The organism is Xanthomonas indica (assembly GCF_040529045.1).
In the GTDB taxonomy this organism is placed as follows: domain Bacteria; phylum Pseudomonadota; class Gammaproteobacteria; order Xanthomonadales; family Xanthomonadaceae; genus Xanthomonas_A; species Xanthomonas_A indica.
Genome location: NZ_CP131914.1, coordinates 4,613,006 through 4,627,088, shown reverse-complemented (window position 1 = coordinate 4,627,088; position 14,083 = coordinate 4,613,006). Strand labels below are relative to the sequence as shown.

Genomic DNA, 14,083 nt, shown 5'->3' with positions numbered 1-14,083 from the left:
CCCGAACGGTGTATGGACGGCACCGGGTGCGCCTGCGCGGCGCGGGCCGGGTCGTTCGTCGCGACCGGCCTGGCCCAGGGCGCTGCCTAGGGCTTGTTCGGCACTTCGAAGCCGAGCTTGCCGACCTGGTCGCGGTGCTGCGCCACGCGCTTGAGCTTGTCGATGTTGACGCCGTACTGGTGGTCCAGCTTGTCGACCAGCTCGCGGTATTGCTTGTGGCTCATGTTCGGCGAGCGTGCGAATACCCAGGCCAGGTCGCGGCCGGGGTAGTCGATCAGCGCCCAGGAATAGTCCGGGGCCACTTCCAGGATGCGGTACTTGGTGGGCACCATCCTGAAGAACCAGGTGGTCCAGCGGCGGTTGCCGGTGCCTTCCTTGACCGTGGCGCGGGAGTTGAGCTCCTTGACCGGCTCGTCGAAGCCGTTGCGATACTCGTAGCGCACCGCGATCTTGCCGTCGTCCTTGAGGGTGTACTCGTCGCTGCTGGCGACGTGGCCGCGCTCGGCGAAATACGGGATGTGGGCGATCACGTACCAGCGGCCCATGAAGCGCTGCAGGTCGATCGGCGGCTGCGCCGGCTCCTGTTCCGGATCCGGCGCCTTGGCGCGGGCCGTCGGCAAGGGGACGGCCATGCCCAGCAGCAGCACGGAAGCGAACAGGGAAAGCAGGCGCATAGGAGGTTCCGGGGCGAAGGGCGAACGCCGGTGAAGTATGCGCGTGCGCCATGTCAATGATGCGTCGCAGCCCCTGAGATGTCGCGGCGGCACCCTGCGCGCCTCGACCTCCAGGAACTGCCGCCATGCCGATCGTCTCGTCGTCCCCGCGCTCCCACGTCCCGCACCCGGGCCTGCGTCGCCTGCTGCGCCAGGCGATCCTGGCCGGGCTGGCCCTGGTCCTGGTGTGGCCGGCCGCGCGCGGCCACAGCGAATGGCTGGGCTGGCGGCCGCTGTGGCTGCTGGGCATGCCGCTGAGCGCCTGGTGGGCCCTGCATCGCTTCCCGCTGCCGCCGCTGCGCCGGCTGTGGGGGCAGTGGCGGGCCCGGCCGCGGGCGCAGGCGCGGCGGCGCCGGCCGGCGCTGCGGACCGCGCGCCCAGCCTGACCTTCGGCAGGGGAGGGCGGCGAGGCCGCATGCTACGGTGCGGCGCTGTCCTTCCCGGATCCGAACCATGTCCTCACTCGCACACGCCTGCCTGATCGCCGGCCTGCTCGCCGCCGGCACCGCCGCGGCCAAGGAAACCGCGATGCCCCAAGACCCCTATGCCTGGCTCGAAGACGTCACCGGTGCCAAGGCGCTGGACTGGGTCAAGGCGCAGAACGCCAAGACCGAGGCGCGCCTGGCCGACACCCCCGCCTTCAAGGCCCGCGAGGCCGGCATCCGCGAGGTGCTGGATTCCGACGCCAAGATCCCGGCCGTGCAGAAGATCGGCCCGTACTACTACAACCTGTGGAAGGACCGCGCGCACGAGCGCGGCCTGTGGCGCCGCACCACCCTGGACGAGTACCGCAAGCCCGAGCCGAAGTGGGAGACGGTGCTGGACCTGGATGCGCTGAACAAGGCCGAGGGCGAGAACTGGGTGTGGCACGGCGCCAACTGCCTGCGCCCGGAGTACCGTCGCTGCCTGATCGCGCTGTCGCGCGGCGGCGCCGATGCCGACGTCACCCGCGAGTTCGACCTGAGCAGCAAGCAGTGGATCAAGGACGGCTTCTTCCGTCCCGAGGCCAAGGGCGGGCTGAGCTGGATCGATGCCGACACCGTCTACCTGTACACCGACTTCGGCCCCGGCTCGCTGACCAGCTCCGGCTACCCGCGCGTCGTCAAGCAGTGGAAGCGCGGCACCCCGATGAGCAGCGCCACGCTGGTCTACGAGGGCAAGCCGGACGACATGTACATCGCGGCGATGCACGACGACACGCCCGGCTACGAGCGCGATTTCGTCAGCCGCACGCTGGCCTTCTACAACGACGAGATGTACCTGCGCGGCGCCGACGGCCGGCTGACCAAGATCGACGTGCCCAACTCCGCCAACAAGGGCGTGCACCGCCAGTGGCTGACCCTGGAGCTGCGCGATCCGTGGACGGTGGGCGGCACGACCTACCCGGCCGGTGCGCTGCTGGTGACCAAGTTCGACGACTTCATGGCCGGCAAGCGCAACTTCCAGGTGCTGTTCACGCCGACCGAGACCGCGTCGCTGGCGTCCTTCGCCTGGACCAAGTCGCGGCTGGTGCTGAACGTGCTCGACGACGTCAAGAGCCGGTTGTGGGTGCTGACCCCGGGCGAGGGCGAGTGGGCGCGCACGGCGTTCCCGGTCGGCGACCTGGCCTTCGGTAGCACCAGCGTCGATGCGGTCGACGCCGATGAGAACGACCAGGTGTGGCTGACCTCCACCGACTTCCTGACCCCGACCACGCTGATGCTGGCCGACGTGCAGCGCGGGCCGCAGAGCATCGAGACGCTGAAGGCGATGCCGAGCTTCTTCGACGCGTCCAAGGACGAGATCGAGCAGCACTTCGCCGTGTCCAAGGACGGCACCAAGGTCCCGTACTTCCTGGTCCGGCCCAAGCAGCTCAAGGCCGACGGCAGCGCGCCGACCCTGCTGTACGCCTACGGCGGTTTCGAGATCTCGATGACCCCGTTCTACTCCGGCAGCCTGGGCCGCGCCTGGCTCGACCAGGGCGGCGTGTACGCGCTGGCGAACATCCGCGGCGGCGGCGAGTACGGCCCGCGCTGGCACCAGGCGGCGCTGAAGCAGAACCGGCACAAGGCCTACGAGGACATGGCGGCGGTGGCGCAGGATCTGGTCGCGCGCAAGATCACCTCGGCCAAGCACCTGGGCGTGCAGGGCGGCAGCAACGGCGGGCTGATGGCCGGCAACATGCTGATGCAGTACCCGCAGTTGTTCGGCGCGGTGGTGGTGCAGGTGCCGCTGCTGGACATGAAGCGCTATAGCCACCTGCTGGCCGGCGCCTCGTGGATGGCCGAGTACGGCAACCCGGACACCGACGACTGGAAGTTCATCCAGACCTTCTCGCCGTACCACCTGTTCGACCCGAAGAAGACCTATCCGCCGGTGATCTTCCTGACCTCCACGCGCGACGATCGCGTGCATCCGGGGCATGCGCGGAAGATGGCGGCGAAGATGATCGACGCCGGCAAGAACGTGACCTACTACGAGAACATCGAAGGCGGCCATGGCGGCGCGGCCAACAACGCGCAGGCGGCGCACATGCAGGCGCTGGCGTACAGCTTCCTGTGGGAGCAGCTGTCCAAGTGAGTGGTGCGGTCCGCGTTCCGGTCGGGGCGCGGACCATCTCCGGCCTGGCGCGTGCGGGCCAGTGAACGCGCGAGCCCGCGCGCACCGCGTCGCGTCACGATCGCGTCGATGCCGTGCCTGCTCTCTGCTCGATTTCAGGTCGCCGCCGCAGCGGGTGCTCAGGCGCCGCCGGCCAAAGGCTTGACCAAGGTCAGCGAACGCACCTCATAGCCCAGTTCTTCGTACACGTGCAGCGCGTGCGTGTTGAAGGCCCAGACGTTCAGGCGCATTTCGACACCGCCACGCAGTGCCACCCAGTCGTGCGCACGCTGCATCAGCGCCGGGCCGATGCCCTGGCCCCGATGGCGGCGGGTGATGCCGATGCTGCCCACCCGGCCGAAGCGCATCGGCTGCAGCAGCGAGTGCGATTCCGTCACCATGCCGACCGTGACGAAGCCGACGACAACGCCCTGTGTTTCGGCGACGAAGGTGGTGGCATCGTCCCGGCCAATGCTGCTATTCCAGTGCACCGCATCGCGGTCCGCATCGCCGGCGCCGGCGAAGATGTGGGGAAACGCCTCGTGGTGCAGCGCATTGACTTCTTCGCCGAGTGCGCAGATCGCACGCAGATCCGATTCCATGGCTTCGCGGTAGATGAGCATGCCAGGCTCCAGTCGCTGTCCCGTGCCGCTGGCCGCCTCAGCGCGCCCAGCGCGTCAGTCCACGCGCAATCCGCTCCACCGCCTGTTCCAGCCGCGGCAGGCTCTGGGTGTAGGCGATGCGCACGTGCTGGCGGGCGCGGTGACGACCGAAATCCACGCCCGGGGTGAACGCGACGTGCTCGGTTTCCAGGAAGTGCGCGCAGAACGCCTGCGCATCGTCGGTGAAATCGGAGACGTCGGCATACAGGTAGAACGCGCCCTCCGGTTCGACGTCGATGCGGAAGCCAAGCGCGCGCAGCGCCGGCAGCAGGTAGTCGCGGCGCTGCGCGAACTCGGCGCGGCGCGCTTCCAGGATCTGCAGCGTTTCCGGCAGGAAGCAGGCCAGCGCGGCGTGCTGGGCGATGCTGGGCGCGCTGATGTACAGGTTCTGCGCCAGCTTCTCCAGCGACGGCACCGCCGCGCGCGGCGCCACCAGCCAGCCCAGGCGCCAGCCGGTCATGCCGAAATACTTGGAGAAGCTGTTGAGCACATAGGCGTCGTCGTCGACCTCCAGCACGCTGGGCGCGTCGATGCCGTAGCTCAGGCCATGGTAGATCTCGTCCACCACCAGGTGCCCGCCGCGGGCGCGCAGCGTCTGCGACAGCGCGGCCAGTTCGGCGCGCGACAGCACGGTGCCGGTGGGATTGGCCGGCGAGGCCACCAGCGCGCCGACGCTGTCCGCGTTCCAGTGCCGCTGCAGCAGCTCCGGGGTCAGCTGGTAGCGGCTGTCCGGGCCGACCGGCACCAGTTGCGCGGCGCCTTCGACCAGGCGCAGGAAATGGCGGTTGCACGGGTAACCGGGGTCGGCCATCAGCCAGGTGCGGCCGGGATCGACCAGCAGCGCGCTGGCCAGCAGCAGCGCGCCGGAGCCGCCGGGCGTGATCAGGATGCGTGCCGGGTCCAGATCGACGTCGTGGCGCTGCCGGTAGAAGTCCGCCAGCGCCTGGCGCAGGGCCGGGAGGCCGCGCGCGGCGGTGTAGCGGGTATGGCCGGCGCCCAGCGCGGCCTGGCCGGCGGCGACGATCGGTGCGGCGGTGGTGAAGTCCGGTTCGCCGATCTCCAGGTGGATCACGTCGTGGCCGGCCTGCTCCAGTTCGTTGGCGCGGGCCAGCAGGGCCATCACGTGGAAGGGTTCGATCTCGCGGCTGCGCTGGCTGTAGCCGGGCGCGGCGGACGAGGCACTGAGGGTGTCGCCGGGAAGGGAAGCCATGTCGCCGATGATAGAGGAGGGTGCTGTCGCGCGTGTTAGCGGTGTCGAGAGGACTGCGAAGCGCGGTGCCGTGCCAGGCGCCGCGTGTGCTGCACCCAGGCGGAACACTCGTGCAGCGCGGTGCATGCGCCGGTCGGCGTGTCAGGCGTCGCGCTCCCCGCGAACAAGCGGTCGTGGCACGCCCCATGCGCCATGGCGCATGGGGCGGCATGCCGCAGCGCCATCGCGGCGCCGCGGGTCGCCGAGCCACGGAATTCCACGCCGTCCCGAACGCGCGGCCTCGATACGCTTGCCACGGCGCGGCGTTGCAGGGAGACTCGGCCGGCACTGCGCGGCGCCCGCCCGCTGCCGCCGCCCGGCCGGGGCGGCGCGTCCCGTTGCGTTACCGCCGCCGGAGCCCCATTAGATGCCTCACCGCCCCTTGCTAGCGAGCCTTGTCCTGCTCATGACCGCCTCCTTCGCTTCCTCCGCCTCCGCCGCCGCGGCCACTCCGCCGCATCCGGCCAAGCAGCCGCACGCGGTCAAGGCGCCGTTCGGTGCCGTTCGCCAGGACGCCTACTACTGGCTGCGCGACGACACGCGCAAGAACCCGCAGATGCTGGCCTATCTCAATGCCGAGAACGCCTACGCGGACCAGGTGCTGAAGCCGCTCAAGCCGCTGGAAGACCGGCTGTACGAAGAGATCGTCGGTCGCATCAAGCAGGACGACAGCAGCGTGCCGTATCGCGAGCGCGGCTACTGGTATTACACCCGCTACGAGAGCGGCAAGGACTACCCGATCCAGGCGCGCCGCAAGGGCAGCATGGAGGCGCCGGAAGAGATCCTGCTCGACGTCAACACCATGGCCGCCGGCAAGGGCTACTTCAGCGTCGGCGACGCGGCGGTCAGCCAGGACAACCGCATTCTGGCCTGGACCGAGGACGACGTCGGCCGCCGCCAGTACGTGGTGCGCTTCAAGAACCTGGACACCGGCGAGGTCTACGCCGATCGCATTCCCGGCGTGTCGCCGGACGTGGTCTGGGCCGACGACAACAAGACCCTGTTCTACGTCGAGAACGACCCGGAGACGCTGCTGACGGTGCGGGTCAAGAAGCACGTGCTGGGCACGCCGGCGGCGCAGGACGTGCTGGTGTACGAGGAAAAGGACGACAGCTTCTACATGGGCGTGGGCCGCACCCGCGACGACAAGTACATCGTCATCGGCGTGGAGAGCACCGTGTCCTCCGAGCAGCGCTACGCGCCGGCCGCCGATCCGCAGCGCTTCACCGTGCTGGCGCCGCGCGAGCGCGACGTCGAGTACCACGCCGACCACTTCGACGGCCGCTGGGTGATCCGCACCAACTGGAAGGCCAAGAACTACGCGCTGATGACCGCGCCCGACGGCGCCACGGCGCGCAGCCAGTGGCAGAGCTGGTTGCCCTACGACGAGAAGGTGTTCATCGACGGCTTCGAGCTGTTCGACGGCTTCACCGCCATCGCCGAGCGCTCCGACGGCCTGGAGCGGATCCGTCTGCACTTCGCCGACGGCAAGGAGGAGTACGTCAAGGCCGACGAGCCGGCGTATTCGATGGGCCTGTCGATCAACGCCGAGCCGGACACGCCGTGGCTGCGCTACAGCTACACCTCGCTGACCACCCCGGCCACCACCTACGAACTCAACACCCGCACCGGCGAGCGCAAGCTGCTCAAGCAGCAGCCGGTGATCGGCTACGACGCCAGCAAGTACCAGACCGAGCGGGTCTGGGTGACCGCGCGCGACGGGGTCAAGGTGCCGGTGTCGCTGGTCTACAAGAAGGGCTTCAAGAAGGACGGCAGCGCCGCGCTGTACCAGTACGCCTACGGTAGCTACGGCATGTCCACCGATCCGGCGTTCAACCTGCCGGTGGTGAGCCTGCTCGACCGCGGCGTGGTCTACGCCATCGCGCATATCCGCGGCGGCCAGGAGATGGGCCGCGACTGGTACGACCAGGGCAAGCTGCTGCACAAGAAGAACACCTTCACCGATTTCATCGACGTCACCCGTGGGCTGGTGCAGCAGGGCTACGCCGCCCCGGACCGCGTCGCTGCGGCCGGCGGCAGCGCCGGCGGCCTGTTGATGGGCGCGGTGGCCAACATGGCGCCCAAGGATTACCGCGTGCTGGTGGCGCAGGTACCGTTCGTGGACGTGGTCACCACCATGCTCGACCCGAGCATCCCGCTGACCACCAACGAGTACGACGAGTGGGGCAATCCCGAGCAGAAGGCGTACTACGACTACATGCTCAGCTATTCGCCCTACGACAACGTCACCCGCCAGGCCTATCCGGCGATGTACGTCGGCACCGGCCTGTGGGATTCGCAGGTGCAGTACTGGGAGCCGGCCAAGTGGGTGGCCAAGTTGCGCGAGAACGACACCGGCAGCCAGCCGATCGTGTTCCGCGTCAACATGGAAGCCGGCCACGGCGGCAAGTCCGGCCGCTTCCGTCGCTACCGCGAAATGGCCGAGTCCTATGCCTTCATGCTGGACCAGCTGGGCGTGGAGCAGCCGGCCAAGTGAGCGTGGCGCGCGTCGGCTGGCCTGCGGGGCAGCCGATGTGCCGATCCTTTGGGCGCGGTGCCGGGTCAGCCTGCGCTGAGGTCTGAAGGGGACGCTGGCGTCGTTCGTCGCCATGACGGAGCTCCAAGGAGCGGCCCGGCGCACTCGGAAGAGCGGTATCGGGTGCCCAATCGCCTTCCTCTTGTGCGGTCTGGCGAGAAGCGCCGTCGCCTCGTAGGAGCGGCTTCAGCCGCGACAGGCATTCCCGGTAACGCAGGTCGCGGCTGAAGCCGCTCCTACGAAGGGCGGATCGCTTGTGTCTCGCGCGAGGGCCGGCCGTGGTGCTGATGGTCTGGTCACTCCCTGTGGGAGGGACTTCAGTCCCGACTGCAGTGAGACCAGATGCACCAGTGGCTTCGTGTGTCGCGGCTGAAGCCGCTCCTACGGTGGACGGTGGGCGGAATGCTTGATCACCGCCAGAGCAGGCAGCAGCGCTGGTGGCTTGGTCACTCCCTGTGGGAGGGACTTCAGTCCCGACTGCAATGAGTCGGATACGCCAATGGCTGCGCTCGTTGCGGCTCAAGCGGCTCCCACGGCCGCTGCCGCACGGCACCGCGATCGCCTCGGCAGGCGGTCGACGCCTGCCCGCGCCGGCGCGGGCTTATCATGGCGCGATGCGCGCGCACTCCCGTTTCCGCTGGGCCTGGTGGCTGCTGGCCTATGCCAGCCTGGCGACCGGTATCGTCGGCATCTTCGTGCCGGGGCTGCCGACCACGGTGTTCGTGCTGATCGCCGCCTATGCCGCTGCGCGCGGTTCGCCGCGGCTGCGCCGGCGCCTGCTGCGCGATCCGCGCTTCGGCCGCAGCATCCGCGACTGGGAACGGCATGGCGCGGTCAGCCGCCGCGGCAAGTGGATGGCGACGCTGACCATGGCCGCGTGCGCGCTGGTGCTGCTGCTGTTCGTGCACCGGCTGTGGGTGCAGGCGCTGGCGATCGGCTGCATGAGCGTGGTGGCGCTGTGGCTCTGGTGGCGGCCGGAACCGCCGCGCGAATGAGCGCGGCGCGGCCTGCGACCGCGGCACGGCCGGTTCATGCCGGTGTGGCTATACTCGGCGCATGAGCACATCGTCCTTTTCTTCGATCCGTCTCGTCCTCCCCGCCGCTGCGCTGCTGGCCCTGGTCGGCTGCGGCAACAAGGGGCCGCTGGTGATGCCGCAGAAGCCGGTGCCGGTGGAAGCCGCGCCCGCCACGCCCGCGCCCGACGCGACGCCGCCGGCGACCACCGATCCCGCCGGGCAGGCGCAGCCGGTGGACGGCCAGCGCCCGCCGGCCAACGACACCACCATGCCCACCAATGGGAATGAGTGAGGCCCGCCGCGACGCGCGCGTGCGTTTCAGCAAGATGCAGGGCGCGGGCAACGATTTCGTGGTGCTCGACCTGCGCGACGGCACCCCGCCGCCGGACGCCGCACTGGCGATGCGTCTGGCCGACCGCCACTTCGGCGTCGGCTGCGACCAGATCCTGACCATCGAACCCCCGCACGCCGCCGACGCGGTGGCCAGCTACCGCATCTGGAACACCGACGGCAGTGCCGCCGGGCAGTGCGGCAACGGCGCGCGCTGTATCGCCGCCTGGCTGGTGCGCGACGGCAGCGCGCCGGCCGCGGACGATTTCGTCATCGAAAGCCCTGCCGGCAGCCACCACATCACCCGCGGCGCCGACGGCGCGTTCGCGGTGGCGATGGGCGTGCCGCGCTTCGTGCCGGAGGACGTGCCGCTGGTCGGCTTCCCGCGCGCGCGCGACGAGTACGTGTTGCCGCTGCAGGGCGGCAGCGTGCGCTTCGGCGCGGTGTCGATGGGCAACCCGCACGCGGTGCTGGAAGTGGGCCTGGTCGATGCGGCGCCGGTGGACCGCCTGGGCCCATTGCTGCAGCAGCACGCCTCGTTCCCGGATTCGGTGAACGTCGGCTTCGTGCAGGTGATCGACCGCGGCCACCTGCGCCTGCGCGTGTACGAGCGCGGCGTCGGCGAGACCCTGGCCTGCGGCAGCGGCGCCTGCGCGGCGGCCGCGGTGATGATGCAGCGCGGCCGGGTGGAGCGCGACGTGCGCGTCAGCCTGCCCGGCGGCGAGCTGCGCGTGCAGTGGCCGGACGACACCGCGCCGGTGGTGATGTCCGGGCCGGCGACGTTCGTCTTCGATGGAGAGTGGATCCGATGAGCGACAGCCAGGACAAGCTCGGTGCGCACGAGGTGGCCACGTGGCTGCGGCGCCATCCCGGCTTCCTCAAGCAGTTTCCCGATCTGGCGCTGACCCTGGTGGTGCCGCGCGACGACGGCCCCACCGCGTCGCTGGCCAGCTACCAGTTGGAAGTGCTGCGCGACAAGAACCGCGAACTGTCGCGGCGGCTGGCCGACCTGGCCGCCAACGCGCAGGTCAACGAACGGCTGGCGGTCCGTACCCACCAGTTGACCCTGGCGCTGATGCGCCAGCGCAGCGCCGCCGACAGCGTGCGCGCGATGGCGGCCTCGCTGCAGGAAGATTTCCAGGGCGACCTGGTCAGCATCGTGTTGCTGCAGCCCTTGCCGGGCCTGGAGCAGGCGCCGTGGCTGCAGGTGTTGGCGGCGGACGATTCACGGCTGGCGCCGTTCCGCGATTGCCTGAAGGACGGCGAGCCGATCTGTGGCCGCCTGCAACCGGAAAAGCAGGCCCTGCTGTACGGCGAGCGCGTGGACGAAGTGCAATCCACCGCGCTGCTGCCGCTGCCCGGCCTGGGCCTGATCGCGGTCGGCAGCCGCGACCCGAACCGGTTCTATCCCGGCATGGGCACCTTGTTCCTGCGCATGATGGGCGAGGCGCTGGCGGTGGCGTTGCAGCGATGAGCACGGCCGGGACTCGGGGCACGGGACCCGGGGCCCGGGACAGCGCCGCAACCGGCGCTGCCGCGCACGCGAGCGCGGCGTCGACGGCGGGCGCCGCGGCGTCTTCCGAATCCCCCGCGCCGACGCCCGAGTCCCGCTTCCTCGCCTATCTGCAGGTCGAGCGGCGCATGTCCGCGCATACCCTGGACGCATACCGGCGCGACCTGGCCGCGCTGTCGGCGTGGGCCGCGGACAACCTGCTTGGCGAGCCGGCCGCGCTCGACGCCGCGCAGTTGCGCCAGTTCATCGCCGCCGAGCACCGCCGCGGGTTGTCGCCCAAGAGCCTGCAACGGCGTCTGTCGGCGTGCCGCAGTTTCTACGCGTGGCTGCTCAAGCACGGCCACATCGCCAGCAGCCCGGCCGCGGCATTGCGCGCGCCGAAGGCGCCGCGCAAGCTGCCGCAGGTGCTCGACGCGGACGAGGCGGTGCGCCTGGTCGAAGTGCCGACCGATGCGCCGCTGGGCCTGCGCGACCGCGCGCTGCTGGAGCTGTTCTATTCCTCGGGCCTGCGCCTGAGCGAGCTGTGTGCGCTGCGCTGGCGCGATCTGGATTTCGTCGTCGGCATGGTCAGCGTGCTGGGCAAGGGCAACAAGCAGCGGCTGGTGCCGGTCGGTTCGCATGCGCGAAAAGCCTTGCTGGAATGGCGCGAGGAAAGCCGGGGCGAGGCCGCCGCGCCGGTGTTTCCGGGGCGCGGCGGAGCGCCGATCGGCGCACGCGCGGTGCAGATCCGGATCAAGCAACTGGCCGGGCGCCAGGGCCTGTTCAAGCACGTGCACCCGCACATGCTGCGGCACAGCTTCGCCAGCCACATCCTGGAATCCTCCGGCGACCTGCGCGGCGTGCAGGAACTGCTCGGCCATGCCGACATCGCCACCACGCAGATCTACACCCACCTGGATTTCCAGCACCTAGCCAAGGTCTACGACGCGGCGCACCCGCGGGCCAAGCGCAAGTCCTGAGCGTCGCATCCCGGACGCGCGGTTGCTAGCGCACCCGCGCTTGTTCTGGATCAAGGCGAGTCGGCAAAGGCAGGACGACACTGTCCTCCCACGTCGCGAGGGCTCACCGATGGCCACCCCCTTTCCGCTGGCGCCGCGCCACCCCGAACAGCTGTGCTGGGGTTGCGAGCGCGATTGCGCCGCGCACGATCCGGCCTGCGGCAACGGCGCCGGACGCGCCCTGCACCCGATCGAGACCGAGGGCTGGGATTGGCAGCTCGCTTGGGGCATCGGCGCCGATCCGGCGCGGCCGGCGCACGCCCGGCCCGGCGACGACCGGTCTGCGACCGACGACGCTTGAACCGCGCGTCGCCAGCCCCCACACCTGAGTCATCGCTCCGGAGGCCGCATGGATCCCAGTCAGAACCCCAATGTTTTCCACGCCACCACGATCCTGTCGGTGCGCCGCGATGGCCGCGTCGCCGTGGCCGGCGACGGCCAGGTGACCCTGGGCCACACCGTGATGAAGGGCAATGCGCGCAAGGTGCGCCGGCTCGGCCGCGAGGGCCAGGTGCTGGCCGGGTTCGCCGGCGCCGCCGCCGATGCGTTCACCCTGTTCGAACTGTTCGAGGCCAAGCTGGAGAAGCACGGCCAGCTGACTCGCGCCGCAGTGGAACTGGCCAAGGATTGGCGCACCGAACGCCGCCTCGGCAAGCTCGAGGCGCTGCTGGCGGTAGCCGACAAGGAGACCTCGCTGATCATCAGCGGCACCGGCGATGTGATCGAACCGGAGGACGGCATCATCGCCATCGGCTCCGGTGGCTCGTACGCCCTGTCGGCGGCGCGTGCGTTGCTCGGCCACACCACGCTGGACGCGCGCACCATCGCCGTCGAAGCGCTGAACATCGCCGGCGACATCTGCATCTATACCAATCGCAACGTGGTGGTCGAAGAGCTGTGATTCGGGATTGGGGATTGGGGAATCGCAACTGCGGTTCTCGTCTCCGTCACCGATGACGCCTGCTTTCCGATTCCCGATTCTCCATTCCCGATTCCCTCTTCGATTTCCCGACCATGACCGATACCCATAGCACCATGACCCCGCGCGAGATCGTGCAGGAGCTGGACCGCCACATCGTCGGCCAGCACGAGGCCAAGCGCGCGGTGGCGATCGCGCTGCGCAACCGCTGGCGGCGCATGCAGTTGCCCGACGCGCTGCGCAACGAAGTGATGCCGAAGAACATCCTGATGATCGGCCCCACCGGCGTCGGCAAGACCGAGATCGCGCGGCGCCTGGCGACGCTGGCCAATGCGCCCTTCGTCAAGGTCGAGGCGACCCGCTTCACCGAGGTCGGCTATGTCGGCAAGGACGTGGAGCAGATCGTGCGCGACCTGGCCGACACCGCGGTCAAGCTGTACCGCGAGCAGGCCAAGACCCGCGTGCGCACCCAGGCCGAGGAGCGTGCCGAGGACCGCATCCTCGATGCGCTGCTGCCGCGGCGCAGCGCCGGCATCGGCTTCGATCCGGAGGCCGCGCGCAACGAGCCGTCGGCGCAGGAAAGCGACACCCGCAGCAAGTTCCGGCGCATGCTGCGCGCCGGCGAGCTGGACGAGCGCGAGATCGAGCTGGACGTGGCGGTCAACGTCAGCATGGACATCATGACCCCGCCGGGCATGGAGGAAATGGGCCAGCAGCTGCGGCAGATGTTCTCCAACCTGGGCGGCGGCAAGTCGCAGTCGCGCAAGCTGACCATCAAGGCGGCGCGGCCGCTGCTGATCGAGGAAGAGGCTGGCAAGCTGGTCAACGAGGACGACGTGCGCGCCGCGGCGATCGAGGCCTGCGAGCAGCACGGCATCGTGTTCATCGACGAGATCGACAAGGTGGCCAAGCGCAGCGAGGCTGGCGCCACCGGCGGCGACGTCTCCCGCGAGGGCGTGCAGCGCGATCTGCTGCCGCTGGTGGAAGGCTCCAACGTCAGCACCAAGTACGGCACGGTCAAGACCGACCACATCCTGTTCATCGCCTCCGGCGCGTTCCACCTGGCCAAGCCCAGCGACCTGATCCCGGAACTGCAGGGCCGCTTCCCGATCCGGGTGGAACTGTCGGCGCTGTCGAAGGACGACTTCATCCGCATCCTCACCGAGCCGAAGGCGGCGCTGACCAAGCAGTACGAAGCACTGTTGCTGACCGAGGGCGTAAGCCTGCGCTTCACCGACGACGCCATCGCGCGCCTGGCGGAGATCGCGTTCCTGGTCAACGAGCGCCAGGAGAACATCGGTGCGCGGCGCCTGCACACCGTGCTCGAGCGCCTGCTCGACACGCTGAGCTACGAAGCCCCGGACCGCGACGGGCAGAGCGTGACCGTCGACGCGGCCTACGTCGATGCGCACCTGGGCGAACTGGTGCAGGATCCGGACCTGAGCCGGTACATCCTGTAAGGTCCGGCGCGATCCACAGCGGCAGGTGCGTTGCCCGCGCCTGCCGCTGTGCACCGATCCCGATAGCCATGCCGACGTCAAGCGCGTCGTAGGAGCGGCTTCAGCCGCGA

At 69.6% G+C, this 14,083-nt stretch carries 14 protein-coding genes; 11 read left to right on the top strand and 3 right to left on the bottom strand.

The annotated features are described in order from the left end of the window. Window positions 1–86: 86 nt before the first annotated feature. Window positions 87–674 (bottom strand): lipocalin family protein, encoded by a 588-nt coding sequence (locus tag Q7W82_RS19810; RefSeq protein WP_242160099.1) that lies wholly within the window; start codon window positions 672–674, stop codon window positions 87–89. A 125-nt stretch (window positions 675–799) separates the two neighbouring features. Here Q7W82_RS19810 and Q7W82_RS19805 point away from each other — a divergent pair, with 125 nt between their 5' ends. Together Q7W82_RS19805 and Q7W82_RS19800 are read left to right on the top strand one after the other, a co-directional pair. After that, complete coding sequence (locus Q7W82_RS19805) at window positions 800–1,099, top strand: hypothetical protein (protein ID WP_242160100.1); 300 nt, start codon at window positions 800–802, stop codon at window positions 1,097–1,099. 67 nt (window positions 1,100–1,166) lie between these two features. Continuing rightward, window positions 1,167–3,272 (top strand): prolyl oligopeptidase family serine peptidase, encoded by a 2,106-nt coding sequence (locus tag Q7W82_RS19800; protein WP_242160101.1) that lies wholly within the window; start codon window positions 1,167–1,169, stop codon window positions 3,270–3,272. A 158-nt stretch (window positions 3,273–3,430) separates the two neighbouring features. Here the strand turns inward: Q7W82_RS19800 and Q7W82_RS19795 are convergent, their stop codons facing one another. Continuing rightward, window positions 3,431–3,913, bottom strand: coding sequence for a GNAT family N-acetyltransferase (locus Q7W82_RS19795; protein ID WP_242160102.1), 483 nt, complete (start codon window positions 3,911–3,913; stop codon window positions 3,431–3,433). Between the two features lie 37 nt (window positions 3,914–3,950). Continuing rightward, window positions 3,951–5,162, bottom strand: coding sequence for a pyridoxal phosphate-dependent aminotransferase (locus Q7W82_RS19790; protein ID WP_242160103.1), 1,212 nt, complete (start codon window positions 5,160–5,162; stop codon window positions 3,951–3,953). A gap of 445 nt (window positions 5,163–5,607) precedes the next feature. Between Q7W82_RS19790 and Q7W82_RS19785 the strand changes: the two genes are divergently transcribed. The 9 genes from Q7W82_RS19785 to hslU all read left to right on the top strand — a co-directional run bounded on the left by Q7W82_RS19785 (window position 5,608) and on the right by hslU (window position 13,973). Further along, window positions 5,608–7,698, top strand: coding sequence for a S9 family peptidase (locus Q7W82_RS19785; protein ID WP_242160104.1), 2,091 nt, complete (start codon window positions 5,608–5,610; stop codon window positions 7,696–7,698). Window positions 7,699–8,351: 653 nt separating this feature from the next. After that, window positions 8,352–8,732: a YbaN family protein gene (locus Q7W82_RS19780; RefSeq protein WP_242160105.1), complete on the top strand. Its 381-nt coding sequence runs from the start codon at window positions 8,352–8,354 to the stop codon at window positions 8,730–8,732. 61 nt (window positions 8,733–8,793) lie between these two features. Then, on the top strand, window positions 8,794–9,045 hold the full coding sequence (locus Q7W82_RS19775; protein ID WP_242160106.1) for a lipoprotein: 252 nt from the start codon (window positions 8,794–8,796) through the stop codon (window positions 9,043–9,045). Then, entirely contained in the window at window positions 9,038–9,895 is an 858-nt protein-coding gene (dapF, locus tag Q7W82_RS19770; protein ID WP_242160107.1) for a diaminopimelate epimerase, read from the top strand. The genes Q7W82_RS19775 and dapF overlap by 8 nt, the downstream gene beginning before the upstream one ends. Continuing rightward, window positions 9,892–10,557, top strand: coding sequence for a DUF484 family protein (locus Q7W82_RS19765; RefSeq protein WP_242160108.1), 666 nt, complete (start codon window positions 9,892–9,894; stop codon window positions 10,555–10,557). The genes dapF and Q7W82_RS19765 overlap by 4 nt, the downstream gene beginning before the upstream one ends. A gap of 167 nt (window positions 10,558–10,724) precedes the next feature. Further along, entirely contained in the window at window positions 10,725–11,555 is an 831-nt protein-coding gene (gene xerC / locus Q7W82_RS19760) for a tyrosine recombinase XerC (protein ID WP_242160109.1), read from the top strand. A 109-nt stretch (window positions 11,556–11,664) separates the two neighbouring features. Beyond that, window positions 11,665–11,895, top strand: coding sequence for a DUF3079 domain-containing protein (locus tag Q7W82_RS19755; protein WP_242160110.1), 231 nt, complete (start codon window positions 11,665–11,667; stop codon window positions 11,893–11,895). A 48-nt stretch (window positions 11,896–11,943) separates the two neighbouring features. After that, window positions 11,944–12,495, top strand: a complete 552-nt coding sequence (gene hslV / locus Q7W82_RS19750) for an ATP-dependent protease subunit HslV (protein WP_010341232.1) — start codon at window positions 11,944–11,946, stop codon at window positions 12,493–12,495. A 113-nt stretch (window positions 12,496–12,608) separates the two neighbouring features. Then, window positions 12,609–13,973, top strand: coding sequence for an ATP-dependent protease ATPase subunit HslU (gene hslU, locus Q7W82_RS19745; protein WP_242160111.1), 1,365 nt, complete (start codon window positions 12,609–12,611; stop codon window positions 13,971–13,973). The last annotated feature ends 110 nt before the right edge of the window (window positions 13,974–14,083 follow it).

Excerpts from the sequence above, each read along its gene's own strand:
- Q7W82_RS19805 (WP_242160100.1), top strand. The coding sequence starts at position 800 with ATGCCGATCGTCTCGTCGTCCCCGCGCTCCCACGTCCCGCACCCGGGC.
- hslV (WP_010341232.1), top strand. The coding sequence starts at position 11,944 with ATGGATCCCAGTCAGAACCCCAATGTTTTCCACGCCACCACGATCCTG.
- Q7W82_RS19785 (WP_242160104.1), top strand. The coding sequence starts at position 5,608 with ATGACCGCCTCCTTCGCTTCCTCCGCCTCCGCCGCCGCGGCCACTCCG.
- Q7W82_RS19810 (WP_242160099.1), bottom strand. The coding sequence starts at position 674 with ATGCGCCTGCTTTCCCTGTTCGCTTCCGTGCTGCTGCTGGGCATGGCC.
- Q7W82_RS19795 (WP_242160102.1), bottom strand. The coding sequence starts at position 3,913 with ATGCTCATCTACCGCGAAGCCATGGAATCGGATCTGCGTGCGATCTGC.
- Q7W82_RS19755 (WP_242160110.1), top strand. The coding sequence starts at position 11,665 with ATGGCCACCCCCTTTCCGCTGGCGCCGCGCCACCCCGAACAGCTGTGC.
- xerC (WP_242160109.1), top strand. The coding sequence starts at position 10,725 with ATGTCCGCGCATACCCTGGACGCATACCGGCGCGACCTGGCCGCGCTG.
- Q7W82_RS19790 (WP_242160103.1), bottom strand. The coding sequence starts at position 5,162 with ATGGCTTCCCTTCCCGGCGACACCCTCAGTGCCTCGTCCGCCGCGCCC.
- dapF (WP_242160107.1), top strand. The coding sequence starts at position 9,038 with ATGAGTGAGGCCCGCCGCGACGCGCGCGTGCGTTTCAGCAAGATGCAG.
- Q7W82_RS19765 (WP_242160108.1), top strand. The coding sequence starts at position 9,892 with ATGAGCGACAGCCAGGACAAGCTCGGTGCGCACGAGGTGGCCACGTGG.
- Q7W82_RS19780 (WP_242160105.1), top strand. The coding sequence starts at position 8,352 with ATGCGCGCGCACTCCCGTTTCCGCTGGGCCTGGTGGCTGCTGGCCTAT.
- Q7W82_RS19800 (WP_242160101.1), top strand. The coding sequence starts at position 1,167 with ATGTCCTCACTCGCACACGCCTGCCTGATCGCCGGCCTGCTCGCCGCC.
- hslU (WP_242160111.1), top strand. The coding sequence starts at position 12,609 with ATGACCGATACCCATAGCACCATGACCCCGCGCGAGATCGTGCAGGAG.
- Q7W82_RS19775 (WP_242160106.1), top strand. The coding sequence starts at position 8,794 with ATGAGCACATCGTCCTTTTCTTCGATCCGTCTCGTCCTCCCCGCCGCT.